We start from the raw sequence: 24,885 nt of genomic DNA on the forward strand, positions 1-24,885 counted from the left end.
GGCATCGGCCAGCCCGGGTGCGGCCGAGCGTCCCCGTCCCCGTCGCCGCCGTCAGCGCCGTCGTGTCCGGTGCCGGCTCCGTCGTGCCCGGTGCCGCGCGCTCCATCTTCGGCGGTGCCGTCGTGCCCGTTGCCGGCAGTTTCGGAGCCTTCGTTGGTGCCAGCCTTGTCGCCTTCGGGTTCGAAGGTGGTGTGGAGGCGGGGGTTGGTGGCGGTGTTCATGGCGGTGATGAGGTGTTCGTATTGTTCGTCGGTGGCGGCGATTTCGAAGCGGTGCAGCCCCCGGCGTTTGCCTTTGAGGAAGACGCCCTGCCGGGCGGCGAGCTGTTCAGGGGAGGGTTCGCGTCCGTCCGGGTCGATGGCCGCTTCCCAGGAGCGGGTGATGACGCGCAGGGTGTCGTGGTCGGTTTCGGTGGCCTGCCGGGTCAGCTGCTGTTCCATCGCGGTCAGGTCCTCGGGGGCCGCTGCCGGGCGGACGCGTTCGAGCGTGTCATGGATCAGGATGGCGGCGGTGCAGGAGAGCCCGGATTCGGCCAGTCCGGCGGCCAGGTGTTCGTATTTCGGCGGGGCTTCGCCGCCGGAGATCAGGGCCTGCGGCATGGTGCCGGCCCCGAGGCGGAGGCGGCGGCGGGCTTCGGTGCGGCTGATCCGCAGCCGGGCGTGCAGGTAGTCCGCGGTGTCCCGGAACTCGGTCTTCGCCTCCGGGGGCTGGCCGGTGATCGCGGCGACGCCGGTTTGTTCGATGGCGTGGGCCCCGGTGATCTGGAGTTGCTCGACGGTCCGGGAGAGGTCCTCGAAGAGCCCCACGCATTCAGCCACTGTTTGCGGGTCTTGGAGGCCGGCGTTTTCGCGGAAGCCGGCGGCGAATTCGCGCAGTTCGTCGCGCATCGAGGCGAGGAAGCCGGTGGCTTCCTGAGTCGCTTCGAGTGGTGCGATCGCCATGCCTCATTCTATCGAAGATACGTTCTGATAGCACGATAAATCTTCGTAGTGTAGGACGAGTGGAAGGAGCGGAAGCGGACCTCCAAGCGTCAATCCTCGGAGTGCCGGCATCCTGGCTCGATTCCTGAATCGCCGGCATTCTGCCGCGGGCAGGACAGGTGCTGGTGCGACGGCGGGTCGGCCCTGCGGCCGCATCACCGAGCCCAAATAACAGTGTTCACCTTCCGGCCGCGCGGCCCTGTTAAAATGCGGGCGAGGGCGGTCCGGCGCATGAGAGACGTCTTGGGGAGGCCGCCTCAACCAGGAGGAGGCTCCGATGACGGAGGCTGGCAGGACATGGACCCCGGAAGATCGCTGGCTGGTCCGGGACAACCTGCGTGAATTCATCGACCAGCTCGTCGACCTCGGCTACGAAGTCCACGGCAGCCAGGGCGAGGACCCTGAACTCATCAACCCCGGCGGCTCAGCCGTCGAAACCTGGCGCGAAGACTATCCGTATGAGCAGCGGATGACCCGCGAGGACTACGAGGCGGAGAAGTACGCGCTGCAGATCGAGCTGCTGAAGTTCCAGTACTGGGGCCAGGACGTGGGGCACAAGCACGTCATCGTCTTCGAAGGCCGCGACGCCGCCGGCAAGGGCGGAACCATCAAGCGCTTCACGGAGCATCTCAACCCCCGGGCGGCCCGCGCCGTCGCACTCACCAAACCTTCGGACCGCGAACACGGCCAGTGGTACTTCCAGCGCTACATCCAGCACCTGCCGACCGCCGGCGAGATCGTCATGTTCGACCGCTCCTGGTACAACCGGGCCAACGTCGAACGCGTGATGGGCTTCTGCACCAACGAAGAGTACGAGACGTTCATGGAGCAGGCCCCGGTCTTCGAGAAGATGCTCGTCGACTCCGGCATCCACCTGACCAAATTCTGGTTCTCCGTCACCCGCCACGAGCAGCGCACCCGCTTCGCAATCCGGCAGATCGACCCCGTCCGCCGCTGGAAGCTCTCACCCATGGATCTGGCCTCGCTCGACCGATGGGAGGACTACACGAACGCGAAGGAAGCCACGTTCCTGCGAACCGACACGGACCACGCGCCCTGGACCACCATCAAGTCCAACGACAAGAAGCGCGGCCGCATCAACGCCATGCGCTTCTTCCTCAACCAGTTCGACTACGAGGGCAAGGACACCTCGGTGGTCTACGCGGCGGACCCGCAGATTGTCCGACGCGGCCGCGAAGCCGTCGGCGACTAGATCACGGTCGGGGACCGGCAGGGCCATAACGACGGCGGCGCCCGCCACGCGCAGGGCCGTCGCCTTCGCTGCGGGACCGTCCTCGGCAGGGACAGCCCGGTTCCAGCCGACCATCGCCGCTGCGCGGATTCGGGACTTGTCCGCACTTTGCCAGCTTGGTGCGACATCCTTTGGTAATGGACTCCAGGAACCACCATGAACCGCCGGGCGGGCAAGGCGTAAAGGGGGAGCTGCGGGGCGACAAGCTTCCCGGCGGGCGTGACCCGGCCAGCTGGCACAGCCGGTTCGGGCGCTTCCTGGCCGGCGCCGCCGAAACGGTCGGGACGCGGCTCGGCTCAATCCCGACGCTGATCCTGCTGCTCGCCGCCGGGCTCATCGTCGCCGTCGTGCTGACCACCGCGTTCGCCGGAGTCTACGATGCGGTGACCGAAGGCGACGGCGTGGCCGAGCTGGACCACCCGCTGCTGGCGTTCGCGAAGACCCTCCGTTCGCCCGGACTCGACCTGCTCGCGACGGCCTACACGGACCTCGGCGGCACCGTCGGCATGCCGATCCTGGCCGTCCTGGCGACGATCACCCTGGCCTGGCGCCGCCGCTCCTGGACGCCGGTGATCCTCATCCCCGCCGCGGCGCTGGGTTCGCTGCTGATGACGGTCTCCGGCAAGCCCTTCTTCGGCCGGGCCCGCCCCGCGCTCAGCGACGCCGTCCCGCCCTACGAACACTCGGCGTCGTTCCCCAGCGGGCACGCCCTGAACTCGATCGTCATCGCGGGCATCGTCGCCTACCTGATCATCCTGCGCCTGCGCTCACGCCGCGGCCAGTACCTGACCATCGCCGCCGCCGGATGCTTCGCCCTGCTCATGGGCCTGAGCCGCGTCTTCCTCGGCCACCACTGGTTCACCGACGTCCTCGCCGCCTGGGCCCTCGGCGCGGCCTGGCTCGCCGTCGTGATCACCGCCCACCGCATGTACCTGACGGTGCGGCACAAGACCCCGGCCCCCAAATAGCCCGAGCCGCCCGATAGCGCGGGCTCGGAGTACCAGGCCGCCCCGTTTTCGCCTGCCACGAAAACGATTGGCCGGAAATGACCTGGATAGAGGGCCTAAACCCGGCATTTCCGGCCAATCGTTTTGAGAATGGGCCGGGCTGGTGGAAGCCGGTTCGCGAGGGGGGGCCGGGCTGGCGGGGCTGGGCAGGTGGAAGCTGGTTGGCGTGGCCGGGCCGGCGGGGCCGGGCTGGCGAGGACTGGTCACCGGCTCGACCGTGCCGGACGCCGTCGGGTCCATCTTCGTCGGCATCCTGCTCGGCGTCATCGCCGTGATCCTGATCGACCGCGACCGCCGCTTCCTGGTCGGCCAGTCCGTTTCCGGGCGGACCGAGCAGCTCGCGCTGGAAATGCTGTTGACCCACGAGGACGTCGAGCGGGTCACCTACCTCCACCTCGAGTTCGTCGGCCCAGACGGGCTCTACCTCGTCGCCGCCGTCGACATCGCCGGCAACCGCCGCGAGAAGGAGGTCGCCTTGGCGCAGCGCCTGGTCGAGCGCGAGCTCGAATCACGCGACCTGATCGAGGAGACCGTCCTGACGCCCGCCACCTCGGACGAGCCCTCGCTGCGGCCCGGCCGCTGAGCCCGCCGCTGTCCTGACGCTTTTCTCAACAACGACGGCGGCACTCCCCGCGGGCGGCTACTTCTCCGGATAAACGGAACCCGGGTGCCGCCGTCGTTCTCCCCAAACAGTGGGGAACCGTACACCGTAGCGCACCTAGGCTGGCCACGAAATTGCGGCCGCGGCCCCGTACACTGGGCCGCGGAGCACTGGAGGAGAAACACGATGGAACCGACAACGCCGGACGCCGCGGGGGAGCCGCTCGCCAAGGAACCGACGCCGGCCAAGGCGCCGATGCCCCGCTTCGTGCTGATCTGCCTGGGGCTGGCCGGGCTGGCCGTGTTCCTGTATTTCGTGCGCGACCTGAGCAGCATCATTGCGCCGGTTTTCCTCGGCCTGAACCTCATGATCGTGGCCTACCCGCTGCAGCTGCTGCTGGCGCGCCGGATCCACCGCTACCTGGCGGCCGTGATCACGCTGGTGGTGGTGCTGGCGCTGATCCTGGTGTTCTTCGGAGCCACCACCTGGGCGGCGACGGAGCTGCTGCGCGAGCTGCCGCTGTACAACCGGGAGTTCACCGAGCTGTGGGCCGAGGTCATCGGGCTGCTGGGGAGCGTGGGCATCAGCCAGTCGATGCTGCTGGACCAGCTGCGGCAGATCGACGCGAGCAACGTGATGAGCTTCGTCAGCCCGCTGCTGGGCAACCTCACCTCGGTCATGTCGGTGCTGGTCACGGTGGTCATGACGGTGTTCTTCCTGGCGATGGACTCCACCCAGATCCGCCGCCGCCTCGCCTCCATCAAGGCCGACAACCCGCGCTTCACCGAGGCCATCGTGACCTTCAGCCGCGGCGTCCGCCGCTACTGGGTGGTCACCACGGTGTTCGGCCTGATCGTGGCGCTGCTCGACGTCGCCGCGCTGGCCATCATCGGCGTCCCGCTGGTCTGGGTTTGGGGCGTGCTCGCGTTCCTGACCAACTACATTCCGAACATCGGCTTTGTGATCGGCCTGGTCCCGCCCGCCCTGCTCGCGCTGCTGGAGGGCGGGCCGGGCCCGGCACTCGCGGTGGTCGCCGCCTACAGCCTCCTCAACTTCTCCGTGCAGTCCATCATCCAGCCGAAGTTCACCGGCGAGGCCGTGGGCGTCACCGCGACCATGTCCTTCCTGTCCCTGCTGTTCTGGTACTGGGTGCTCGGCTGGCTGGGCGCGCTGCTCGCGCTGCCGGCGACGCTGCTGCTTAAGGCGCTGCTGGTGGACGCGGACCCGCGGGCCAGCTGGATCAACATCCTCATCTCGAGCCGGCCGCCCCGGCCGGACAGCCGGAAGAAGCCGGCGCAGGTGCAAAAGGCAGCGCCCGAGCCGGCGCAGGAGCCCGAGCCCGAGGCCAAGCCCAGGGCCGAGGCACCGTAGGTTCGCCGGCGTGCGGGGGGAGGGCCTTTGGGCGGGGGCTCCCGGCCCATGAACTGGCGGCGCACCGACGACCTAGGAGGTGGGGCTGCCGTCGACGGAACCGAGCAGTCTGGCGAGCCGGCTGTAGGCGTCGTTCCGGAACAGGGCAAGTTCCCGGGCGCCCGTTTCGGTCGTTTCGTAGAACCCCTTGCCGGACTTGGTGCCGTAGTGTCCGGACTCGACCAGCTTCCTGAGCGCCTCCGGCTTGGAGAACTTGCCCTCCTCGAAGGCGGCTTCGAGCGTGTCGAAGCCCATCCCGTAGACGTCCAAGCCGGCCATGTCGGCGATCTGGAACGGGCCGAAAAACGGCAGCCTGAAACCATAGGTCGAACGCACGACCTTGTCTACGTCCTCGGCGGAAGCAATTCCCTCGTCCACGATCTGCGCGGCCTCCTGGAAAAGCATGAACTGCAAGCGGTTCAGCACGAAGCCGGGGACGTCTTTGACGACGGCGGTGACCTTACCGGTCTCTTCGATCATGTCCCGGGCACGGCTGACGACGGCGGGATCGGTGTCCGCGTGGGGAATTACCTCGACCCCGGGTACGAACGGAGCCGGGTTCGAATAGTGGAGGCCGAGGAAACGGCCGGGGCCCGAAACGAATCCTGCCAGCGTGCCGATGGAAATCGTGGACGTGTTGGTGCCGATGATGCATCCGGGCCCCGCCGAAGCCGCGATGTCCCGGAGCACCCCCTCTTTGACCTCGACTCTTTCGGTGACGGCCTCGATGACCAGCTCGGCGTCGGCGACGGCTTCCGGTATGGCAGCCGCCGACAGGGATGAGGTGAGCTGCTCCGTGCTGCCGGGGTCGAAGAGCCCCCGGCTTTCCCACAGGGCCGATTCCTCCAACAGCCTGGCCAGGTTGCGGTCCGCGATCTCGAGACTTGCATCGGCGATCGAAACCTGATGGCCCCGCAGCGCGAATGTCTGGGCGATACCGCCGCCCATGTACCCGGATCCAACAACAGCAATCTTCATCTGAGCTCCTGAACGATAGGGACGGTGACGGGCCCGCGCCAGGCGAGCCCGTCACCGGAACAGTGTTCGCTGGACTAGAAACCGACGTTGTTGCTGCCTTTGAGCTGCAGCATTTCGCGGGCTTCGTCAGGCGTGGCGATATCGAAGTTCAGCGCTTCGAGGATGGTGCGGATGCGGTGGACCTGTTCCGCATTGGAGGCGGCGAGCTGCCCCGGGCCGATCCACAGCGAGTCCTCCAGGCCCACCCGCACGTGGGATCCCATGGCGGCGCCGATGGTGGCCAGCGGCATCTGGTTCTTGCCCGCACCGAGGATGGACCACTCGTAGTCGTCGCCGAGCAGCCGGTCCGCCGTGCGGCGCATGTGCATCAGGTCCTCGGGATGCGCGCCGATACCTCCGAGCAGTCCGAAGACAGACTGCACGAACAAGGGGCCCCGGGCCAGGCCGCGGCCATGGAAGTGGGCCAGGTTGTTCAGGTGCGAGATGTCGTAGCACTCGAATTCGAAGCGGGTGCCGTTGCCGTTCCCGATGCCGAGGATGGTCTCGATGTCCGCGAAGGTGTTCTTGAAGACCAGGTCGCGGGACTTCTCCAGGGATTGGCGCTCCCACTCGTGCTGGAACTCGGGGAAGCGGTCCAGCATCGGGTAGAGGCCGAAGTTCATCGAGCCCATGTTGAGCGAGGCGAGTTCGGGCTTGAACGTGGCGACCGGGAGCATCCGCTCTTCCACCGTCATGTGCGGGGAGCCGCCGGTGGTGATGTTGATGACCGCGTCCGTATTGGCCTTGAGCTTGGCCAGGATGGGTTCGAAGTGCATCGGGTCCTGCGAGGGGCGGCCGTCCTTGGGGTCGCGGGCGTGCATGTGGACGACGGCGGCGCCGGCCTCCGCGGCGCCAATCGCGGCGTCCGCGATTTCCTCCGGAGTAACCGGCAGGTGCGGCGACATCGAGGGGGTGTGGATGGCGCCGGTGACGGCACTGGTGATAATGACTTTGCGCTTGGTGGGCATGGTGGCTCCTTGGTGGCTGCAGGCGGGTCAGTAGAGCTTTTCGGTGTTGCCGTCGACGGCCATCGCCTGGCCGTTGACGTTGCGGGCAAGATCGCTGGCCAGGAAGACGGCCATGTTGGCGATGTCGTCGGCCTCGACGAGCCGTTCCAGCGAGGATTGCTTGTGATACAGCTCCGACACCTCCTCAACGGGACGGCCCAGCATGGCTGCCTTGGCGTCGATGACGGCGTCGATGCGCGGGCCATTCACGGCGCCGGGGCAGATCGCGTTGGCGCGGATGCCTTCGGGGCCGAGCTCGATGGCGAGCGTCTTCGTCAGGCCGACAACCGCCCACTTGGAAGCGGAGTAGGGGCTGCGTCCGGCCATGCCGAGCCGGCCCGCGGCCGACGAGAGGTTGATGATGCTGGCGTCCTTTGCCTCACGCAGCAGCGGCAGCGCGTGCTTGATGCAGAAAAACTGTCCGTGCACGTTGACGTCGAAGGTCGTTTTCCATGCCTGGGAATCGAGCGTCTCGATAGGCCCGGTGGGTCCGGCGATCCCGGCATTGTTCACGAGGACATCCAGTCCGCCGAGCCGGTTGCCAGCCTCCTCCATGAGGCTGCGGACCTGCGCTTCGTCCGATACGTCGCTGAGGGCGACGGCGAAGCCATCCTGTTTGGCGGCGTCCACGGCCTCCGGGTTGATGTCGCTGACCATGACCTCCGCGCCGAGGCCGCGGAAGCGATCAGCGATGGCGCGGCCGATTCCGGCTGCTCCGGCTGTGACCAGTACCTTGCGTCCGGTGAAATCCATGTGTGTCTCCTAAATTCTGTGCTGGTTCTATTTCGCGGCAGCGGCCACGACTGCCGTCTCGGACTCCGTCTCGTCCAGTTCTCCGTATTTCAGGAAGAAGGAGAGGAACGCTCCGACGGCGCAGACGGCGACGACGAACCAAAGGCCGGCGAATTTGCTGCCCGTGGCGTCTTCCATGAAGCCCATGACGTACGGGCCGAGGAAGCCGCCGAAGAGGCCGATGGTGTTCACGAAGGCAATGCCGCCGGCAAGGGTCGAACCGCTCAGCCTGCTCGCCGGGAACGTGAACAGGATCGGCTGCATGGCGAAGAAGCAGAACGCGCCGAGGCAGAATCCGATGAGTCCCACCACCGGACCCGAGACCGCTCCCAGGGTGAACCCCACGCAGATGCCGATCATCGTCGTGCTGACCAGCTTCCGCGCCTTGGTGCCGTTGGTGGCGTGGCGGGGAATGAAGTAGGAACCGAGTGCCGCGAAGATCCAGGGAACGGCTGTCAGCAGGCCGATTTCGAACGAAGACAGTTCGCCGTAGGTGCCGATGATTGACGGCAGGAAGAACGAGAGGGCATACACGGCGATCTGTTCAGACAGGTAGATACCGACGACCAGGAGGATCTGCTTGTCCTTGAAGACTCCGGTCAGCTTGTGCGTGCCGGAGGCTTCGGCGCCCGCCGCATCCTCTGCCGCGATCCTTGCCTCCAGGGCCGCCCCTTCCTCGTAGGTGAGGAACTTGGCCTGGGTCGGGCGGTCCGGGAGCATCTTCCAGACGACGATGGCCAGGAAGCACGCCGGGAGGCCTTCGATCAGGAACATCCACTGCCAGCCGTGCAGGCCGCCGATTCCTTCCATGTTCAGCAGTGCGCCACCGAGCGGCGCACCGATAACGTTCGCAAAGGACACGCCGAGCAGGAACAATCCGTTGGCTTTGGCCCGCTCCTTGCGGACGAACCACTGGGTCAGGAAGTACATGACACCGGGGAACAGGCCGGCCTCGGCAATGCCCAACAGCATCCGCATGATGTAGAAGGACCATTCGCCCTGGACGAACATCATGGCTGCGGAAATGATGCCCCACGACACCATGATCCGGGTGATCCAGAACCGGGCGCCCACTTTATGCATGATCAGGTTCGACGGCACCTCGGACAGGGCGTAGGTGAGGAAGAACAGGCCGGCGCCAATGCCGTAGGCGGTGGCCGAAATACCGAGGTCGATTTCCAGGCGTTCCTTGGCGATGCCGATGTTCGTGCGGTCCAGGAAGCTCATGATGTAGGCGATGATGAGCAGCGGCATCAGCTTTCGCAGGATGAGGCTGCTGACTTCCTGCGGCGAGCGCATCGCCGTTGTCTGTGGAGCTTGCATAGTTGTCCTCACGTGGAATAGGGCGCAGAAAATCACACGGCCTCATTGCCGCCGCATCATCCTGCCGGGTTACTTCGGGGGAATTGAATCAAGCCGTGGCCGGGTCGCAGCCACAGGTCCTGCCGATGTGCAATCGGTATGCACAGATCATTGATTGGTATTGGGGCGAAGGGTTTTCCATCCGCTTCAGCAGCAAGGCGAATGCTTCATGAGCCATTTCCTGCTGAGGCTGGACGATGGTCGTGAGATTGATGAGTCCTGAAATGCTGTGCGGGAGGCCGTCGGAGCCCGTGACCGCTATGTCTTCGGGAATCCTCAGGCCCTGGGAGAGGGCGTACTCCATAATGCCGATGGCGATCTCGTCACTGCCGCACAGGATGGCGCGAGGTCGACGGCGGGAGGCGAACAGGCTCTTTGCCGCCGCCCGGCCGCCCGCGTTGTTCAGCTTGGTGCTGATCCTCCACTCGCCCGGGATCGATAGGCCGGCCTCCGCCGCCGCGCGGACAAGTCCCTGCTCGCGCGCCAGCGAGGCGCTGGAAAACCGGGGCCCGATGACGGTGGCTATGTCCTGGTACCCGTGGTCCAGCATGTGCTTCATGATCAGCGAAGCGGCGCCGCTGTCATCGATGCCGACGTAGTCGCCTTCCAGATAGGTCGATTTGCGGGACAGGTAGACGAAGGGGATCCTCGCTGTCCTCAGGGTCCGCAGTGCAGTGGCGTCTTCCCGCAAGGCTGCCGCGATGATCACACCGTCGACATTGCGCGCGGCCAGCGTCGCCGTGATTTGGCCAAGCGTATCGGCGTCGTCCTGGGTGATGGCCGTGAAGACTTCGTATCCCGAGTCGGCCGCAGTGCTGATGACGCCCTGCGCCCACCGCGTGTACATCGGATTGAGGATGTTGGGAACGATCAGTCCGATGACGCGCGTGCGCTGCGGGCTGAGGCCGGGCCCTGATGAGCGAGGCCGGAATCCCAGGTCGTTGGCCACGGAGATGACGTGTCGCCTGGTTTCCGGCGAGACCCCGGTCTTGCCGTTCATGACGTAGGAGACGGTAGCCGCGGAAACCCCTGCCGCTCGGGCAACCGAGGCGGCGGAAACGAAGTTCCTGGGTTTGCTTGCCTTGACCGAAGTTTCCAATCGCACGCGCCTCCTTCCGATGAGTAGCCGTGGCCGTAGATGTGAACACCGTCACTTTACGAAGCCCCGAACCCATAAGCAACGTTAAGTAACGGCGGACCGGCGCTGCGCTCGACGAAGGCAGCGCCTCGGCCCGGAGCTTTGGGCGGCATGGCCGGCATAACGCTGGAGCAGGAGGTCGGGGTGCCGCTGTTCCACCGGGTCGGACGGCGGGTGGTGCTCAGCGAGGTAGGCCGGGAACTGGTGGGCCCGGCCCGCGCGGTAGTGCGGGACCTCGAGGTGGCGAGGTCCGCCGTCGTTGCCGTGAAGGGGCTGCGCAGCGGGCGTATGGCCCTGTCCGCCATGCCGTCGCCGGGTATCGAGCCGCTGACTTCGATGATCGCGGCGTTCTTCCGCAGGTACACCGCGGTGGTCGTCAGTGTGGATGCGGCATTCACCACGGACGATGTCGTTGCCTCCATCCGCAGCGGGAGTTCCGAGATCGGGATCCTGCGGTGCTCGCCGCGGCGGGTACCGCCGTCTTGAGCTACATGGACCGAGACTGGCAGTTACGTCCCATGGGTTCCGCCGCTGTCGTTCAGTACCAGGAGCAGCCTAGGACCCCGGCGCACTGTGCTCTTGGGGATCGTCAGGTTTGTCCAGCCTTGGCACCGGACCCGCCTTCCGCTTTTCAGTGTGGCCCTTGATGTCGATTAGATGTTCTTCCATTGCGTTGAAGGCTGCATCTCCGTCGCGTTCCATAACGGCCTCAAGAATGCGGCGGTGCCACGTTACGGAGCTCCGGACGCGTTCGAGCGTCAGGAACTCGTCAGCACGCGAGGGAGCCATCAGATCATTGGACATTGCCAACAGTTCGGACAGCAGCGGATTCCGGGACAGTCTGGCCAGCTCGGCATGGAATTCCACGTCCAGTTTCCTTAGTGCGGTGTTCGAGGGCTTTTGTCGGGCTGCCTCTTCCGTAGCGCTATCGAGGAGCGACCGCAGTTTCGAAACTTGGCCCTTTGCCCTGATGGCGGCCCGTTTAGCGATCCCTGGTTCAATGACGAGGCGAAGATCCATGACGTGGTTCATCGAATCGCCGGTCCCGGCACCGCCTGTGAGCGAAGAAGTAAATGCCAGAAATGGTTCCTCGGATACGTACGTCCCGCTTCCATGGCGGCGATGAACTAATCCGACGGCCTCGAGCTCACGCAAGGCCTCCCGGACTGTGTTTCTGGACAGCCGGTACCTCTCAGCAATTTCCCGTTCGCTCGGCAGTTTGGCTCCCGGTTCCAGGGAGCCGTCCTCGATCTGCGAACGAAGAGACTCGGCGAGGACGTCCACACGGTCACTGAAGACCAACAACGGGTCATGCCTCAGGCTGCACACAGTCGTCCTTTCCGCTGCACGAGGAGCACCGTTCCTCATCAGACCAAACGGTTTCCGGCGGGTAAAAGTTTCATTTCGTAGTTCCAAACCCTTGTGGCTCGGCAACTTATCTCCCTATGCTACCCAAAGTGGTCCAACCACCCTACCGGTTGACACTTAGAGAAACACTCCAACTTCAGGAGAAGCCATGCAGCAGAAGAAGAATCACGCCTACGTCGCAGCCGCCGCTGTCTGCGCCGCCCTGCTCGCCACGGGGTGCAGTGCTCCCGCCAGTGAAGCCTCCGCCGGCGGCGACCAGGCGTCGGTTTCCACCATCGAGCCGAATGTCCTCACGGTGTGCACCACGTTCGATAATCCGCCTACCAGCTATTACGACGAAGGTCGCAAGGAAAGCGGCGTCGAAATCGAGTTGGCTCGAGAGGTCGCCAAGGAAATGGGGCTGGACGTACGGTTCCGCGAGACGAAGTTTGCGTCCATCATCCCGACCCTGCAGGCGGGGCAGTGCGACACCATCATGGGAGCCCTGTATATCAAGCCGGAACGTGAGGAAGTCATCGATTTCGTTCCCTACCTGATGTCCGCGACCGCGGTAGCCGTGCCCGCCAAGGGAACGACTGAAGTCACAGGCCTGGATGGCTCGCTGTGCGGAAAGCTCGTCGGGTCCCAGGTGTCCACCACGGCCGAGGGGTTCCTGGTTGATCAGGCGGCGGAGTGCGAGAAGGAAGGCGCTGAGCCCATCAACCTCAGGCGGACGGACAACGGTGTGGCCGGTCTGCAGCAGGTTGTCGCCGGCCAGCTGGACGGTTTCGCGGATACCAGCATGGCGCTTCTCTACTACCAGTCGACACGGCCGGACGCCATCCGCCTTGTGGGTGAGCACGTGGGCGAAATCGAGATTGGGGCTGGGTTCAATAAGGACAATCCTGACCTGCGGGAAGCTTTCGCGGGGGCCTTCGCGACGGTGCAGGATTCCGGCCGGTACGAGGCAATCCTTGATGAACACAACCTGGGCGCCTTGGCAATCGGCGGGAACAGCTGACCCATGAGCTTCAACTGGGAATTCTTCTTCGACCACCTGCTGACACCGCACCCCGATTTCATCGCCGGACTGTGGACCACAGTCCTGGTGTCTGTCATCTCCATGGCCCTGGCGCTGATCGTCGGCGTGTGCGTTGCCTTGCTGCTGAGATCGGACGCGCCTCTCCTCCGGGGCATCGGAGCCGGCTATGTGTGGGTCATCCGGGGCACGCCGCTTTTGGTGCAGCTCGTCATTGTCTACAACGGGTTGGCCGCGGCCAACATCTACCGCTTCTCCGACACCTCGATTGCCGGCATTTCAATCAGCGGTGTGATCCAGGCAGCGATTGTTACCCTGACGATTTACGAGTCCGCCTACATCGCCGAAATTGTACGTTCGGGCATCGAAAGCGTCGACCGCGGCCAATTTGAGGCCAGCGAAGCACTGGCCATGACGCCCGGCCTTGCCATGCGGACCGTGATCCTGGCCCAGGCGCTCCGCACAATGGTCCCTCCACTGGGCAACATCTTCAACGGCCTCATGAAAGAGACGTCCATCCTGAGCATCATCGGCGTGACGGAGATGTTCCTGGTTACGCAGGGCATCAGTGCAACGAGCTTCCGGACCTTTGAGATCTTCATCGTCGCCGCGCTCTACTACCTGCTGCTCACGACGGTGTGGGCGATCATCCAGTTCTTCATCGAAAGGCGGTTGAGCCACTACATGGGGATCACACCCAGGCCATTCCGATTCACAGAAGCCATGCGAAGGAGGCCGGTCAATGCCACTGCATGAGCAGGAACGGGCAGGCAATGGTTTTGTCAGCATTTCCGACATCTCCCTGAGAATCGGACAACACGCGATCCTCGATGACATCTCGCTGGACATTCGCCGAGGCGAGGTCGTGGTCCTGGTCGGACCGTCTGGTGCAGGCAAGACCTCATTGCTTCGGACAGTCAACCACCTTGAGAGCATCTCTTCCGGGACCATCCACGTTGACGGAAGGCTCATTCAATCCGGAGGAGGCCGGACCCATAACCGTAGAGCCCTCGCGAAGGAACGGCGGCACATCGGCTTCGTCTTCCAGCACTTCAATCTGTTTCCCCACATGACCGCGTTGGAGAACGTATCCCACGCGCCCCGCCGGGTCCTTGGCATATCGAAGTCGGAGGCGGACCGGGAGGCCGGGGAATTACTACAGCGGGTTGGACTGGAAGCAAAAGCCGACGTCAAGCCTGCCCGGCTCTCGGGCGGGCAGAAGCAACGGGTGGCAATTGCCCGGGCATTGGCCATGAAACCCAAGCTGATGCTTTTTGATGAACCGACCAGCGCTTTGGATCCCGAAATGGTCGGCGAAGTGCTCCAGGTCATGAAGGATCTGGCCTCGGCTGACATGACCATGATGATCGTTACCCACGAGATGGGTTTCGCGCGGGAAGTTGCAGACCGGATCGTCTTCATGGAGGACGGCCGGATAGTCGAGACCGGCACTCCCGGCGGCATGTTCACAGATGCCTCTTCACAGCGGACGCAATCGTTCTTGTCCAAGATCTTGTAACGAGTAGAGGATTTCCCAGAAATGCACGACGCAGCAATCTCAACCCCGCACCGCGAAGCCACCGAAGCCGGATGGGCCGTACTGCAAGCCGGAGGAAGCGCGGTCGACGCAGCTATCGCTTCAGCCGCAGTCCTATCCGTTGTCTACCCGCACAACTGTTCGATCGGCGGCGACTTGGTGGCGCTAGTGAAGGAGCCTCAGGCGGCCCCCCAATGCATAATGGCCGTGGGACGAGCTCCCGGTGCAGCCCACCACCGCGCTCTGAGAGAGAAGTTTGGAGAACGAATGCCGGCGCGGGGTGCAGCAACGCTGACCGTTCCCGGAGCTCCCGCCGGCTGGCAGGCACTGCATGAACGCTATGGCCGACTGCACTCCTCTGTCCTAATGGAGAGGGCCTCCGAACTCGCCGCCGGCTACGAGCTCACCCGATCAGTCACGCTGGCAGCGGCCAAAGCATCCGCCGCCGGAGGAATCGGTGCCGAGATCGTCAACACGCTCTTCGGCTCCTCATATGAACCGGGCAAACGCGTGTCGAACCCGGCCTTGGGGGAAACCCTGCGCCGCATGGGCTCCTCAGGGTTTCAGGAGTTCTATCGAGGTTGGACGGCAAAAGCGCTTCTTTCGTTCATGCAGACCCACCGCGCCGAATTCACCGCGCAGGACTTCGAGTCGGCCGTTCCAGCTTCTCTTACGCCACTGTCCCTCCGGAGCGGGGACTATAACGTGTACACGAGCCCTGCGCCTACCCAGGGCTTCGGTCTGGTCCGGCTGCTGGAGAACCTGCCTACGGACGGGAGCAACTCGGTTAACCTAAACGGCGTGGTGGAGGCCATGCAGGTCAACGCGAGGATTTGCAACTACCTTAGGGACAACATCCTCAGCGAGGACTCCGAGGCGGACTTCTACAATGCATACGCCATTGAGGACCTCCCGGTTCCTCGTACACCGGCCTATGCATCCGCGCCAGCGGACGGAGACACCATCGGGATCTCATGCGTGGACAGCACGGGGTTGAGCGTGTCGTGGATCCAAAGCCTGTACTCACACTTCGGCTCCTATCTCATCGACCCGGCCACCGGCATAGTGCTCCAGAACCGGGGAACAATGTTTTCGCTCACCGACGACCAGCCCAACACCCTCCGCGCCGGTGCCATGCCCCCGCACACGCTGATGCCGGTCATGGTCACGGATCAGCAGCAACACATCCGCTACATTCAGTCGACAATGGGGGGCAAAGCCCAGCCCCAGATCCACGCGCAGGTTCTGCTGAGGCAATGGGAAGGCGAGACACCGGCATCCGCGCTTCTTGGCCCTCGCTGGGTGGTGGAGCAGGACAACGACGGGGTCGACGTAGCTGTCATGGAAGAGTCCGTGGCCCCCGAAACCCAGGCCTACCTCAAGGAGCGGTTCAGCCGAACCAGGATTGAACCGAACTTCTCGGACGGGCTGGGGCACATGCAGTTGGTCACCGTGGACTCGGAAGGCATTCCCATCGCCGCCAGTGATCCCCGGTCCGATGGATCGGCACGCAGCGGGCGGCTCCGATGACGCTGACGGAACTGCGACCCGCCAGGGCCCTCCGCCGCCGGGTACTTCCCGACCCTGTCTTGTTGACCGTATTGTCGTTTGGGACGGGGTTTGTGGATGCACTGACATATTTAGGCCTCGACCACATTTTCGGTGCCAACATGACCGGAAACCTGATTCTCGTGGGCATCGGCCTAACGGGCGATTGGGAACGACTGTTCCACCCTCTGGTTGCCATCCTTTCGTTCTGTGCGGGAAGCATGTTGGCTGGCACCTGCCACCGGCTAATGGAGGCACGGAAGCACGGGTCACCTGCCCCACGGACGCTGTTCTTGACGACCGGGGTCCTGCTGGCGGCAAGCGCGGTCCTTGCCGCCATGGATACGGCTCGGTCCTTGGGCCTAGTCATAACAGTCCTCATCGGGGTAGCCATGGGTTGCCAAGGTCTTGCCGCGAGGCTCTTGGGGGTTCCGGAGATAAATACGTTGGTTGTAACCTCCACGCTCTCGCAATTCTTCGCGGAGGCGGGCGCTGGCCGTATTTGGCGCAAACGCCGCATTTCCACGCGCCAGTTGGCGGCTATCAGCAGCATGCTCGCTGGCGCCGTCGTAGGGGCGGTTGTCCTCCCCATTGCCGGGTTGGCAACCATCGCGGTTCCGAGCGGGCTGGTCGTGGTGATGGCCTTGTTCAGCCGGCGCTTAGAGCCCAAGACGACTTGATGCCAGGTGAGATGCGCGCGCCATTGCAGCGCGCGCATCTCACTAGGTCAGCGGCCGAAGCCTGGCTCGTGGCGCGAAACAGAGCCAGTGGGGCGGCAAGGACAGATCTGGCCCGCGGAATCTCCGCGGCTGTCCGGTGGCGCCGACAATGCCGAGAAGATCGTGCAGGGACCCAATGCCGGCGGTCATCGGCCGCGGTGGCATGATGGGCCCATGAGCCAAAACCCGGATTCCGCCCTGCGTTCCATCGAGCTAGCCCGCACCGCCACCGGCCGCTATACCGCGCGCAATGCCGCCGGGGCCGAGGTCGAGTTCGGCCAGGGCGAGGGCCTGCTCTCTCCCGTGGAGCTGCTGCTGGCCGCTATCGCGGGCTGTTCGGCGATCGACGTGGACACCGCGACCTCCCGCAGCTCCGAGCCCTCCGAGTTCCGGATCGAAGCCACGGGGAACAAGATCGTCGAGGAGAACGGGGCGAACCGAATGGAGGACCTGAACCTGTCCTTCAAGCTCTCCTTCCCGGACGACGACGGCGGGCGCAAGGCGGCCGGCATGGTCGAGCGGCTTGTCGCGCTCTCCCACGACAAGTACTGCACGGTCTCCCGGACGGTGGAGCACGGCACCGCCGTCGGGCACGACATCAGCGTCGGTATCGACGGCGTCGCTGACGGCGCGAAGTAGCCGGAGCCTCCGGCCTGACCTGCGATAATCGGTGGCGATGAAAGCGCACGAAGCAGTGATGAATTGGGTGACCGAGGAGCTCTCCAGCGGCCGCCTGCGCGTCGGCGACCACCTCCCGAGCGAGCGGGCCCTGGCCGAGACGCTGAAGGTTTCCCGCAGTTCCCTGCGTGAGGCGCTCAAGGTCCTCGAGGCGCTGGGAACGATCCAGGCCTCGACGGGCTCCGGCCCGCGGTCGGGCACCGTTGTCACCGCGGCACCCGCCCAGGCGATGGCGCTGCTGCTCAACCTGCAGATCGCGACGAGCCACGTCGAGCACTCGCACGTGTACGAGATGCGCCTGCTGCTGGAGACGTGGGCGGCGGAGCACTCCGAATCCGAGCGGGGAGACTGGGACTCCGCCGAGCGGCTCCTGAAGCGAATGGATGACCCGGAGATCGCCGTCGAGGATTTCCTGCAGCTTGACGCCGAATTCCATGTGACGATGTCGCGGACCGCCGGAAACCCCCTGATCAGCATGCTCATGGACGCCCTTCGCACCGCCATTGCCGACCACACGCTGGCCCGGGCCCAGGCGCTTCCGGACTGGGCGACGACTGCCGGGCGGCTCCGTTCGGAACACCGCGCGATTTTCGACGCCCTCCGCAGCGGGGACCGCCGGCGGGCCGCGGAAACCGTGCGGGACCACATCCGCGGGTACTACCTGGAAACGGCCGGCTAGGTCCCTTCCTGCTTCACCTCGAGGACCTTCAGCGCCGCCGCGTCGATCTTGGCGCGGAAAGCAGGATTGGCCAGGGCATACGTGTGCAGGTACCGCTGCATCGCCGGCAGGTCGCGGGCGTCGGTGCACAGCAGCATGGTGCCGCCGGCGTTGAAGAAGGCGCGCGCCCGGGTGCTGTAGGACCACGGCGAGAGCTGCTTGGCATTGCACAGGTCGTCGGAGATCACAATGCCCGTGAAGCCCAGGTCGGAGCGCAGCATGGTGCGCATGATCGTCGGCGAGAACGGGCCGATGTGCCGGGCGTCGATCTTCGAATAGTAGGCGTTGGAGACCATGACCCAGCGGACGCCCGCGCCGATGCCGTCCTTGAAGGGCCGCAGGTAGGCATCGCGGCGCGTCGTGACGGTGTCCGTGACGCCGCTCGAAATGTCCGTGTTCTGGCGGACGCGCCCCAGCCCCGGGAAATGCTTGACGACCGGGGCGACACCGGACGCCTTCATGCCCTTCGAAAATGCGACCACATCCGTAGCGACGGCCCCGGGTGTGTAGCCGAACTCGCGGCTCCAGTAGCCGATGGGCAGGTTGCCGGTGCCGAGCGACGCCGGAACAGTATCCGCCACCGGCGCAAGGTTCACATTGACTCCGGCCGAGCGCAGCTGGCTGCCCCAGCGCTGGGCGCTGACCTGCACCGAACGCGGAAGCCAGCGGCCCTGGTGCAGCGCGGTGGGAATCTTCTCGAAGCCCGGACCGCTGAGCACCTGGACATATCCGCCTTCCTGGTCGGTGGCGATAAACATGGGGATGCCGCCGGTGGATCGCGACGATACGGTCGCGCGCAGGGCGCTGGTGACCTTGCGGGTGGCGACGACGCCCTTGGAACTGCGGCCGGACAGGAAGATGTTTCCCATGTGGAAGCGCTTGATCATGGCCAGGTCGCTGCTGCTGGCACCGGTCGCCGGAACCCCGCCCATCACCACCTGGCCGATCCGCTGGTCCAAGGTCAGCTTGGCCAGCTGCTGCGCGGGTGTGGGAACTGCGGCCGTCCTCTCCACCGCAACGGACGACGGCGGATTGCTCGCCTGCGCCAGCCCCTGCGGTGCCGCTGTGGTCAGGCCGAGCACCAAGGCCGCGGCGATGGCGGCAGGCCAACGAAGTGACATATCCCTGCTCCTCAGGATGGACCGGACGGAGATCCAAGCAGCACTTTACGCGCCGCCGCCTCGCCCTGAGCCAGGCGCAAGATTCCAAATGGGACACGATCGCGAGAGCGCCGGCCCGCAAGCCTTGGCCGGGCTTAAAGCTTTGAATCGTTACCCGTGAAGCGCCGCGGATGGCGCGACCAGGTACCTGTTACGTTCCCGGATCAGCTTCTGCAGGTATCGCGCCAGTACTAGGCGCTCCACCACGCGGCCGAGCACACCGAACGGCGCCGAGAACTCCACCCGGTCGATCATCAGCGTCTCCGGGCCATCCTCCGTGAACTCGTGCACGTGCCGGAAGCGGCGGAAGGGTCCGCGCACTTGTTCATCGACGAAGTAGTCCGGGACAGACATCTCGGTTATCCGACTCGTCATTCTGAGTGGCAGGCCGAAGTGCCAGGCCCGCCAGGTGACCTGCTCGCCGAGTGAAATGAGCCCGGTCGTCACCCCGGCAACCGCCTTCTCCCGTGACCGGGCCATGGAACCGGCATGCGCGTCAATGCTGCGGGACAGGTCGAACAGGTCGGCCCGGCTCATCGTTGTCCGGGTCTCGCACTCGAAATAGACGCTCACGCCACGATCATCCCCACCAGGGCACCAGGTCCGCCATGCCAACGACGGCGCGGGCAGGACGCCCCGCCGGCGGTCGAAGGAGCGGCTTCCGGCTGGATTCCTCTGGACCGCCGCTGCACGGGCCGCTACCGTGGGATCTAGTTGGGGGCACGAGCCGTGCGGAGGACAGCCATGGCCGATGCCAATCCTGACGCAGTCGATTCCGAGGCAGTGACCTCGCAATCGCGCGCCCGCCGCTTGACCCGGCGCGCCGCGCACGGCGTCGCCCGCCCCGCGGCCGCTCTGCTGCATACCTACGGAACCGAGCACGCCATCGACGGCACGGTTCTGGTCAGCGCCCTGATTGCCGTCGGCTGGAAGTACGAGACCGACCTGGAAGTCTTCCTGTTCACCCTCGGTACCGTCGGCGTTTTCTGGCTGTCCCACATTTACGCCGGGGTGGTTGCCGGCAGTGGATCGGCCGGGCGCCCCCGCGAGGCGGTCTGGGCCAGGGTCCTCGCAACCGCCCGGCATTCGGTCGGCATGGTGCTTGCGATGCTCCTGCCGGCCTTCTTCCTGCTGCTGGCCGCAGTCGGCGTGCTCGACGAGTACGTGGCCTATTACATCGCCCTGTGGGTCGGCGCCGGGATCCTCGCTGTGCTCGGCTATGTCAACGCCGCCCGGCGCCGCAAACGCTGGCCGCTGCGGCTGCTCAATGCCGCCGCCACGTCGGCCTTGGGGCTGATCATTATCTGGCTGAGTACGCTCGTGCACTGACCTCGACGGGCCATCTCGGCCTGCATCGACCTGGTCCCACAAGGAAAGCTACGCCACACCTTGACGTGGCAGCAGTCACACCTCTACAGTTTTCTGTGGTCGGACCACATGGTAGGGCCACACAGCCTCCGATTCCCATAGGAGAGATTTCGTGACGGTCACTACGTCCTCAGAAAAAACCCAGAGCGCCGAGAAGCTCAACTACCGCGTGCTGCTGGGCAGCCTCAGCGGCAGCGTCATTGAGTGGTTCGATTTCCTCGTCTACGGCACGGTCGCCGCCCTGGTCTTCAACAAGCTGTTCTTCCCGAGCGACAACGAGTTCGTGTCGACGCTGCTCGCCTATATCTCGTTCTCGCTGACGTTCTTCTTCCGTCCCCTGGGCGGCATCATCTTCTCCCACATCGGCGACCGGATCGGCCGCAAGAAGACGCTCTTCATCACGCTCATGCTGATGGGCGGCGGCACTGTCGCCATCGGCCTGCTGCCTGACTATGCGGCCATCGGCATCGCCGCACCCATCCTGCTCATCACTTTCCGCATCCTGCAGGGCCTGGGCATCGGTGGCGAATGGGGCGGCGCACTCCTGCTCGCCTACGAGTACGCGCCGAAGAACCGCCGGGGCCTCTACGGGGCGGTGCCGCAGATGGGCATCAGCCTGGGCATGCTGCTCGCCGCCGGCGTCGTCGCGCTCCTGACGATGCTCCCGGACGGGCAGTTCATGACGTGGGGCTGGCGCGTGCCGTTCGTCGGCAGCGTGGTGCTCGTCTTCATCGGCCTCTGGATCCGCAACGGCCTCGACGAGACCCCCGAGTTCAAGCGGATTCGGGAGAAGGGCGCCCAGCTGCGCCTGCCGATCAAGGAGGTCGTCACGAAGCACCGCGGCGCCGTGCTGGTGTCGATCGGCGCCAAGGCCGCCGAAACCGGCCCGTTCTACATCTTCGGCACCTACGTCATCGCCTACGCCACCGGCGTCCTGGGGGCGCGGCAGAACACCGTCCTCCTCGCCGTCGCGGCGGCCGCGCTCGTGGCGACGATCTGGATGCCCATCTTCGGCCGCATCTCCGACAACATCCCGCGCGCCAAGCTCTACCGCTGGTCCGCCACCGCAACGATCCTGCTCGTGGTGCCCTACTACCTGGTGCTCAACACCGGGGCGACCTGGGCGCTCTTCGCCGCCACCGTCGTCGGATTCGGCATCCTGTGGGGGAGCGTCAACGCGATCCTCGGCACCCTGATCGCCGAAAACTTCGCCCCCGAGGTCCGCTACACCGGCGCCTCCCTCGGCTACCAGCTCGGCGCCGCGATCTTCGGCGGCACCGCTCCGATCATCGCGGCCTGGCTCTTCGAGGTCAGCGGCGGACAGTGGTGGCCGATCGCCGTCTACGTGGCCGCCTGCGCCTCGGTTTCGATCGTCGCCTCCTTCTTCATCAAGCGCGTCGCACACCAGGACAGCTAAGGCACCCGGACCCGGCAGTTTCCAGAGAGGACCAGAACCATGAACCGCCAGCTTCCCAAACCCGCCGAACTCTTCGAACTCATGCAGTTCAAGAAGCCCGAACTGAACGGCAAGAAGCGCCGCCTCGATGCGGCACTGACCACGTACGACCTGCGGCGCATCGCCAAGCGGCGCACTCCGGCGGCCGCCTTCGACTACACCGACGGCGGCGCCGAGGGCGAGATCTCGATGCAGCGCTCCCGCCAGGCCTTCGAGGACATCGAGTTCCACCCCGACATCCTCAAGCCGGCGGCCCACGTCGACACCTCGACCACCATCCTCGGCGGCCTCTCGGCCCTGCCGTTCGGCATCGCCCCCACCGGGTTCACCCGCCTCATGCAGACCGAGGGCGAGGTCGCCGGGGCCGGCGCCGCCGGGGCAGCGGGCATCCCGTTCACGCTCTCCACGCTGGGCACCACCTCCATCGAGAACGTGAAGGCCGCCAACCCTGCCGGCCGGAACTGGTTCCAGCTCTACGTGATGCGGGACCGCCAGATCTCGTACGGCCTGGTGGAACGCGCCGCCCGGGCCGGCTTCGACACGCTCATGTTCACTGTCGACACCCCCGTCGCCGGCCACCGGATGCGGGACAAGCGCAACGGCTTCTCCATCCCGCCGCAGCTCACCGCCGGCACCGTCCTGAACGCCATCCCGCGTCCGTGGTGGTGGATCGACTTCCTGACCACGCCCAAGCTCGAGTTCGCCTCGCTGTCCTCGACCGGCGGCACCGTGGGGGACCTGCTCAACTCCGCGATGGACCCGACCATCTCCTACGAGGACCTCGAGATCATCCGCGCGATGTGGCCGGGCAAGCTCGTCGTCAAGGGCGTGCAGAACGTGCCGGACGCGGCCAAGCTGATCGACCTCGGCGTCGACGGCATCGTGCTCTCCAACCACGGCGGCCGCCAGCTCGACCGCGCCCCCGTGCCGTTCCACCTGCTGCCCCAGGTGGTCCGCGAGGTCGGCCGCGACGCGACGGTCATGGTCGACACCGGCATCATGAACGGCGCGGACATCGTCGCCGCCGTCGCCCTCGGCGCTAAGTTCACGCTGGTCGGGCGAGCCTACCTCTACGGCCTAATGGCCGGCGGCCGCCAGGGCGTGGACCGCATGATCGAGATCCTCCGCAGCGAGATCGAGCGCACCATGGCCCTGCTCGGCGTCTCCTCGCTCGAGGAGCTCGAACCGCGCCACGTCACCCAGCTCAGCCGCCTCGTCCCCGTCTCGCAGGACAGCGTCACCGCGGCCGGGAGCCTGGCCTAACTAACGACGGTGGCCCTTGCCTTCGCCGCGGCAGTACCGGTTCGCTTCGTGCGGGCCGGTACTACCGACGTCGTGTGCGGCCCACCAGGACCGGGATCAGTCCTCGGGGAGACCGGCGAAGGCCTCCTTCATGTCGCGGTACCAGCCCAGCGACTTCTTCGGGTGGCGCCAGCGGCCCTTCATCGCGTCGCGGGCTTCCTGGTGCGACGCGTCACCGGCCTTCTCTGCTTCCTTTAGATGGCGGTCCTGGGCCTGGATGACGTCGTCGGCGGTCTCGCCGCGGTGTTCAAGGTCGCAAGGTCCTCCCAGCTGCCGGCACGTCATGGTCTTCATGTGTGGCTCCCTTCCTGCGATCTGCTTCGTATGTTGGTGTTCGCCTGTGACGATCGAGGCACGGCGGCAGTACCCGCCGCGAGGGCCGGCCGTCTACTTTTTGCGCGCTTGTTTGACCAGATCCGCTGCCTGGCGGTACAGGCGTTTCGCCTCAGGGCTGGTCAGGGCTTCGTAGACCTTCTTGCCGTCGTCGACCAGCTTCCTTGTTTTCTCCTGCGTAGCCGGGTCCTTGGCAACGGCATAGATCCTGGCCGCGGTCATCTTGGCCTTCGCACCTCCATCGCGAAGAAGAGCCGCGGCCTTGACCCCGTTTCCAGCCATGATGTTCTCCCATACGTTGGTCCGTCGTTCAGTGATAGTATCCGTCGCCCTGTACGGGAGAGATGCTTTCGACGGCGTGCCTACCGCCTCCGGAGCCCAGGCGGCTTGACTGGCGCCCCGCCGTCGTCGTTCCTGCGGTGGCGCACCACCTACCGAAAGCCCTCGCCCTGGGTCCGCTCGTCCGCCACCCTGACGCCGTAGTGGTAGGCGAGCTTTCCGCCAAGGTAGCCCGAGGCCGAGAGCAGGCCCAGCCCGACGATCGTGAGGACGAAGCCGACCACGCTCAGGTCCCGGTAGCCGGCGACCTGGCGGACCAGGAACGCGATCAGGAACAGGAGCGTGACCAGCAGGTTCAGCGACATGTGGATGGTCGCCGTCTCCCGCGCCTTCGTGCCCGCGGCCAGCTGGGAGTAGTCGAGGAACCCGAAAGCCGCGGCGACCAGCGCGCCGGCGATGCCGATCCCGGTCAGCCAGACGGCTCCGCGGGCGAAGACTTCCGGGTCATCCGTGAGGATGGTCGCGACGTCGAAGATGAGCGCGCCGATCCACGCGCCGATCGGCACGGTGACCAGGATCGGGTGGAAGGGGTGGCCGTACGGTCCGGCCAAGGCGGTTCTCGGTTCTTTGGCCTGCTGCTGCGCCGACTGGTCTGCCATGGCTCCTCCTGAGGTGGAGTTCCGATACACCTGCGGCCATCCAAGCACCACCTGCGCGGAAGCAACAGTCCCAACGCGGATTCCCCAGCTTGCGGGAGAACGGGCGATCCGTCAGCTAAACCGAACGGTAAGCGTCAGGAACCGTGGATTTTGCTGACGGGCGTGAGGGTGCATAC

At 65.4% G+C, this 24,885-nt stretch carries 27 protein-coding genes; 15 read left to right on the forward strand and 12 right to left on the reverse strand.

The window, feature by feature from the left end:
* Positions 1–941: DUF222 domain-containing protein (locus AHIS1636_RS13470; RefSeq protein WP_264796353.1), on the reverse strand; the 941-nt coding region annotated here is incomplete at its 3' end.
* A 316-nt stretch (positions 942–1,257) separates the two neighbouring features.
* Between AHIS1636_RS13470 and ppk2 the strand changes: the two genes are divergently transcribed.
* The 4 genes from ppk2 (at position 1,258) to AHIS1636_RS13490 (ending at position 5,211) form a co-directional block, all read left to right on the forward strand.
* The gene (gene ppk2 / locus AHIS1636_RS13475; RefSeq protein WP_264796354.1) at positions 1,258–2,193 is read left to right on the forward strand and encodes a polyphosphate kinase 2; all 936 of its coding nucleotides are present in this window, start codon (positions 1,258–1,260) and stop codon (positions 2,191–2,193) included.
* Between the two features lie 176 nt (positions 2,194–2,369).
* On the forward strand, positions 2,370–3,200 hold the full coding sequence (locus AHIS1636_RS13480; RefSeq protein WP_264796355.1) for a phosphatase PAP2 family protein: 831 nt from the start codon (positions 2,370–2,372) through the stop codon (positions 3,198–3,200).
* Between the two features lie 205 nt (positions 3,201–3,405).
* Entirely contained in the window at positions 3,406–3,822 is a 417-nt protein-coding gene (locus tag AHIS1636_RS13485; protein ID WP_264796356.1) for a cation diffusion facilitator family transporter, read from the forward strand.
* Positions 3,823–4,026: 204 nt separating this feature from the next.
* Entirely contained in the window at positions 4,027–5,211 is a 1,185-nt protein-coding gene (locus AHIS1636_RS13490) for an AI-2E family transporter (RefSeq protein WP_264796357.1), read from the forward strand.
* Positions 5,212–5,283: 72 nt separating this feature from the next.
* Here AHIS1636_RS13490 and AHIS1636_RS13495 read toward each other — a convergent pair whose 3' ends face one another.
* From AHIS1636_RS13495 to AHIS1636_RS13515, 5 genes are all read right to left on the reverse strand, one after another.
* Positions 5,284–6,228 (reverse strand): 3-hydroxyacyl-CoA dehydrogenase family protein, encoded by a 945-nt coding sequence (locus tag AHIS1636_RS13495; RefSeq protein ID WP_264796358.1) that lies wholly within the window; start codon positions 6,226–6,228, stop codon positions 5,284–5,286.
* A gap of 74 nt (positions 6,229–6,302) precedes the next feature.
* The gene (kce, locus tag AHIS1636_RS13500; RefSeq protein ID WP_264796359.1) at positions 6,303–7,235 is read right to left on the reverse strand and encodes a 3,5-dioxohexanoate:acetyl-CoA acetone transferase; all 933 of its coding nucleotides are present in this window, start codon (positions 7,233–7,235) and stop codon (positions 6,303–6,305) included.
* 27 nt (positions 7,236–7,262) lie between these two features.
* A complete protein-coding gene (locus tag AHIS1636_RS13505; protein ID WP_264796360.1) occupies positions 7,263–8,027 on the reverse strand; it encodes an SDR family oxidoreductase in 765 nt (254 codons plus the stop codon).
* A 27-nt stretch (positions 8,028–8,054) separates the two neighbouring features.
* Positions 8,055–9,389, reverse strand: coding sequence for an MFS transporter (locus tag AHIS1636_RS13510; protein ID WP_264796361.1), 1,335 nt, complete (start codon positions 9,387–9,389; stop codon positions 8,055–8,057).
* Positions 9,390–9,477: 88 nt separating this feature from the next.
* Positions 9,478–10,533, reverse strand: a complete 1,056-nt coding sequence (locus AHIS1636_RS13515) for a LacI family DNA-binding transcriptional regulator (protein ID WP_264796362.1) — start codon at positions 10,531–10,533, stop codon at positions 9,478–9,480.
* Positions 10,534–10,677: 144 nt separating this feature from the next.
* Here AHIS1636_RS13515 and AHIS1636_RS13520 point away from each other — a divergent pair, with 144 nt between their 5' ends.
* On the forward strand, positions 10,678–11,052 hold the full coding sequence (locus AHIS1636_RS13520) for a LysR family transcriptional regulator (RefSeq protein WP_264796363.1): 375 nt from the start codon (positions 10,678–10,680) through the stop codon (positions 11,050–11,052).
* Positions 11,053–11,121: 69 nt separating this feature from the next.
* Here AHIS1636_RS13520 and AHIS1636_RS13525 read toward each other — a convergent pair whose 3' ends face one another.
* Positions 11,122–11,850 (reverse strand): FadR/GntR family transcriptional regulator, encoded by a 729-nt coding sequence (locus AHIS1636_RS13525; RefSeq protein ID WP_264796364.1) that lies wholly within the window; start codon positions 11,848–11,850, stop codon positions 11,122–11,124.
* A gap of 232 nt (positions 11,851–12,082) precedes the next feature.
* On the opposite strand from AHIS1636_RS13525, the gene AHIS1636_RS13530 reads away from it, so the two are divergent.
* From AHIS1636_RS13530 to AHIS1636_RS13560, 7 genes are all read left to right on the forward strand, one after another.
* A complete protein-coding gene (locus tag AHIS1636_RS13530) occupies positions 12,083–12,934 on the forward strand; it encodes an ABC transporter substrate-binding protein (protein WP_264796365.1) in 852 nt (283 codons plus the stop codon).
* A gap of 3 nt (positions 12,935–12,937) precedes the next feature.
* Positions 12,938–13,708, forward strand: a complete 771-nt coding sequence (locus tag AHIS1636_RS13535) for an amino acid ABC transporter permease (RefSeq protein ID WP_264796366.1) — start codon at positions 12,938–12,940, stop codon at positions 13,706–13,708.
* Entirely contained in the window at positions 13,695–14,471 is a 777-nt protein-coding gene (locus AHIS1636_RS13540) for an amino acid ABC transporter ATP-binding protein (RefSeq protein ID WP_264796367.1), read from the forward strand. The genes AHIS1636_RS13535 and AHIS1636_RS13540 overlap by 14 nt, the downstream gene beginning before the upstream one ends.
* Positions 14,472–14,492: 21 nt before the next feature.
* A complete protein-coding gene (locus AHIS1636_RS13545; protein WP_264796368.1) occupies positions 14,493–16,019 on the forward strand; it encodes a gamma-glutamyltransferase in 1,527 nt (508 codons plus the stop codon).
* A 62-nt stretch (positions 16,020–16,081) separates the two neighbouring features.
* Complete coding sequence (locus AHIS1636_RS13550; protein ID WP_264796369.1) at positions 16,082–16,717, forward strand: YoaK family protein; 636 nt, start codon at positions 16,082–16,084, stop codon at positions 16,715–16,717.
* A gap of 213 nt (positions 16,718–16,930) precedes the next feature.
* A complete protein-coding gene (locus AHIS1636_RS13555) occupies positions 16,931–17,395 on the forward strand; it encodes an OsmC family protein (protein ID WP_264796370.1) in 465 nt (154 codons plus the stop codon).
* 37 nt (positions 17,396–17,432) lie between these two features.
* Positions 17,433–18,113, forward strand: coding sequence for a FadR/GntR family transcriptional regulator (locus tag AHIS1636_RS13560; protein WP_264796371.1), 681 nt, complete (start codon positions 17,433–17,435; stop codon positions 18,111–18,113).
* Here AHIS1636_RS13560 and AHIS1636_RS13565 read toward each other — a convergent pair.
* Positions 18,110–19,273: a glycoside hydrolase family 3 N-terminal domain-containing protein gene (locus tag AHIS1636_RS13565; RefSeq protein ID WP_264796372.1), complete on the reverse strand. Its 1,164-nt coding sequence runs from the start codon at positions 19,271–19,273 to the stop codon at positions 18,110–18,112. The genes AHIS1636_RS13560 and AHIS1636_RS13565 overlap by 4 nt on opposite strands.
* A 150-nt stretch (positions 19,274–19,423) precedes the next feature.
* The gene (locus tag AHIS1636_RS13570) at positions 19,424–19,885 is read right to left on the reverse strand and encodes an SRPBCC family protein (protein ID WP_264796373.1); all 462 of its coding nucleotides are present in this window, start codon (positions 19,883–19,885) and stop codon (positions 19,424–19,426) included.
* Positions 19,886–20,056: 171 nt separating this feature from the next.
* Between AHIS1636_RS13570 and AHIS1636_RS13575 the strand changes: the two genes are divergently transcribed.
* From AHIS1636_RS13575 to AHIS1636_RS13585, 3 genes are all read left to right on the forward strand, one after another.
* On the forward strand, positions 20,057–20,641 hold the full coding sequence (locus tag AHIS1636_RS13575; RefSeq protein ID WP_264796374.1) for a hypothetical protein: 585 nt from the start codon (positions 20,057–20,059) through the stop codon (positions 20,639–20,641).
* A 151-nt stretch (positions 20,642–20,792) separates the two neighbouring features.
* Positions 20,793–22,097 carry an MFS transporter gene (locus tag AHIS1636_RS13580; protein WP_264796375.1) on the forward strand — a complete coding sequence of 435 codons (1,305 nt, stop codon included), beginning with the start codon at positions 20,793–20,795 and terminating at the stop codon, positions 22,095–22,097.
* 39 nt (positions 22,098–22,136) lie between these two features.
* Positions 22,137–23,399, forward strand: a complete 1,263-nt coding sequence (locus tag AHIS1636_RS13585) for an alpha-hydroxy acid oxidase (protein WP_264796376.1) — start codon at positions 22,137–22,139, stop codon at positions 23,397–23,399.
* A 96-nt stretch (positions 23,400–23,495) separates the two neighbouring features.
* Here the strand turns inward: AHIS1636_RS13585 and AHIS1636_RS13590 are convergent, their stop codons facing one another.
* From AHIS1636_RS13590 to AHIS1636_RS13600, 3 genes are all read right to left on the reverse strand, one after another.
* A complete protein-coding gene (locus AHIS1636_RS13590; protein ID WP_264796377.1) occupies positions 23,496–23,732 on the reverse strand; it encodes a DUF1059 domain-containing protein in 237 nt (78 codons plus the stop codon).
* Positions 23,733–23,825: 93 nt separating this feature from the next.
* Complete coding sequence (locus tag AHIS1636_RS13595; RefSeq protein WP_264796378.1) at positions 23,826–24,053, reverse strand: hypothetical protein; 228 nt, start codon at positions 24,051–24,053, stop codon at positions 23,826–23,828.
* 149 nt (positions 24,054–24,202) lie between these two features.
* A complete protein-coding gene (locus AHIS1636_RS13600) occupies positions 24,203–24,709 on the reverse strand; it encodes a DUF2231 domain-containing protein (protein WP_264796379.1) in 507 nt (168 codons plus the stop codon).
* Between the last annotated feature and the right edge of the window lie 176 nt (positions 24,710–24,885).

The organism is Arthrobacter mangrovi, assembly GCF_026011795.1.
Lineage (GTDB): Bacteria > Actinomycetota > Actinomycetes > Actinomycetales > Micrococcaceae > Crystallibacter > Crystallibacter mangrovi.

What these genes read in the sequence shown, in the direction of transcription:
- AHIS1636_RS13560 (WP_264796371.1), top strand. Translation starts at nt 17,433, where the DNA reads ATGAAAGCGCACGAAGCAGTGATGAATTGGGTGACCGAGGAGCTCTCC.
- AHIS1636_RS13590 (WP_264796377.1), bottom strand. Translation starts at nt 23,732, where the DNA reads ATGAAGACCATGACGTGCCGGCAGCTGGGAGGACCTTGCGACCTTGAA.
- AHIS1636_RS13575 (WP_264796374.1), top strand. Translation starts at nt 20,057, where the DNA reads ATGGCCGATGCCAATCCTGACGCAGTCGATTCCGAGGCAGTGACCTCG.
- AHIS1636_RS13530 (WP_264796365.1), top strand. Translation starts at nt 12,083, where the DNA reads ATGCAGCAGAAGAAGAATCACGCCTACGTCGCAGCCGCCGCTGTCTGC.
- AHIS1636_RS13520 (WP_264796363.1), top strand. Translation starts at nt 10,678, where the DNA reads ATGGCCGGCATAACGCTGGAGCAGGAGGTCGGGGTGCCGCTGTTCCAC.
- ppk2 (WP_264796354.1), top strand. Translation starts at nt 1,258, where the DNA reads ATGACGGAGGCTGGCAGGACATGGACCCCGGAAGATCGCTGGCTGGTC.
- AHIS1636_RS13510 (WP_264796361.1), bottom strand. Translation starts at nt 9,389, where the DNA reads ATGCAAGCTCCACAGACAACGGCGATGCGCTCGCCGCAGGAAGTCAGC.
- AHIS1636_RS13540 (WP_264796367.1), top strand. Translation starts at nt 13,695, where the DNA reads ATGCCACTGCATGAGCAGGAACGGGCAGGCAATGGTTTTGTCAGCATT.
- AHIS1636_RS13555 (WP_264796370.1), top strand. Translation starts at nt 16,931, where the DNA reads ATGAGCCAAAACCCGGATTCCGCCCTGCGTTCCATCGAGCTAGCCCGC.
- AHIS1636_RS13480 (WP_264796355.1), top strand. Translation starts at nt 2,370, where the DNA reads ATGGACTCCAGGAACCACCATGAACCGCCGGGCGGGCAAGGCGTAAAG.
- AHIS1636_RS13545 (WP_264796368.1), top strand. Translation starts at nt 14,493, where the DNA reads ATGCACGACGCAGCAATCTCAACCCCGCACCGCGAAGCCACCGAAGCC.
- AHIS1636_RS13490 (WP_264796357.1), top strand. Translation starts at nt 4,027, where the DNA reads ATGGAACCGACAACGCCGGACGCCGCGGGGGAGCCGCTCGCCAAGGAA.
- AHIS1636_RS13565 (WP_264796372.1), bottom strand. Translation starts at nt 19,273, where the DNA reads ATGTCACTTCGTTGGCCTGCCGCCATCGCCGCGGCCTTGGTGCTCGGC.
- AHIS1636_RS13535 (WP_264796366.1), top strand. Translation starts at nt 12,938, where the DNA reads ATGAGCTTCAACTGGGAATTCTTCTTCGACCACCTGCTGACACCGCAC.
- AHIS1636_RS13595 (WP_264796378.1), bottom strand. Translation starts at nt 24,053, where the DNA reads ATGGCTGGAAACGGGGTCAAGGCCGCGGCTCTTCTTCGCGATGGAGGT.
- AHIS1636_RS13600 (WP_264796379.1), bottom strand. Translation starts at nt 24,709, where the DNA reads ATGGCAGACCAGTCGGCGCAGCAGCAGGCCAAAGAACCGAGAACCGCC.
- AHIS1636_RS13505 (WP_264796360.1), bottom strand. Translation starts at nt 8,027, where the DNA reads ATGGATTTCACCGGACGCAAGGTACTGGTCACAGCCGGAGCAGCCGGA.
- kce (WP_264796359.1), bottom strand. Translation starts at nt 7,235, where the DNA reads ATGCCCACCAAGCGCAAAGTCATTATCACCAGTGCCGTCACCGGCGCC.
- AHIS1636_RS13585 (WP_264796376.1), top strand. Translation starts at nt 22,137, where the DNA reads ATGAACCGCCAGCTTCCCAAACCCGCCGAACTCTTCGAACTCATGCAG.
- AHIS1636_RS13495 (WP_264796358.1), bottom strand. Translation starts at nt 6,228, where the DNA reads ATGAAGATTGCTGTTGTTGGATCCGGGTACATGGGCGGCGGTATCGCC.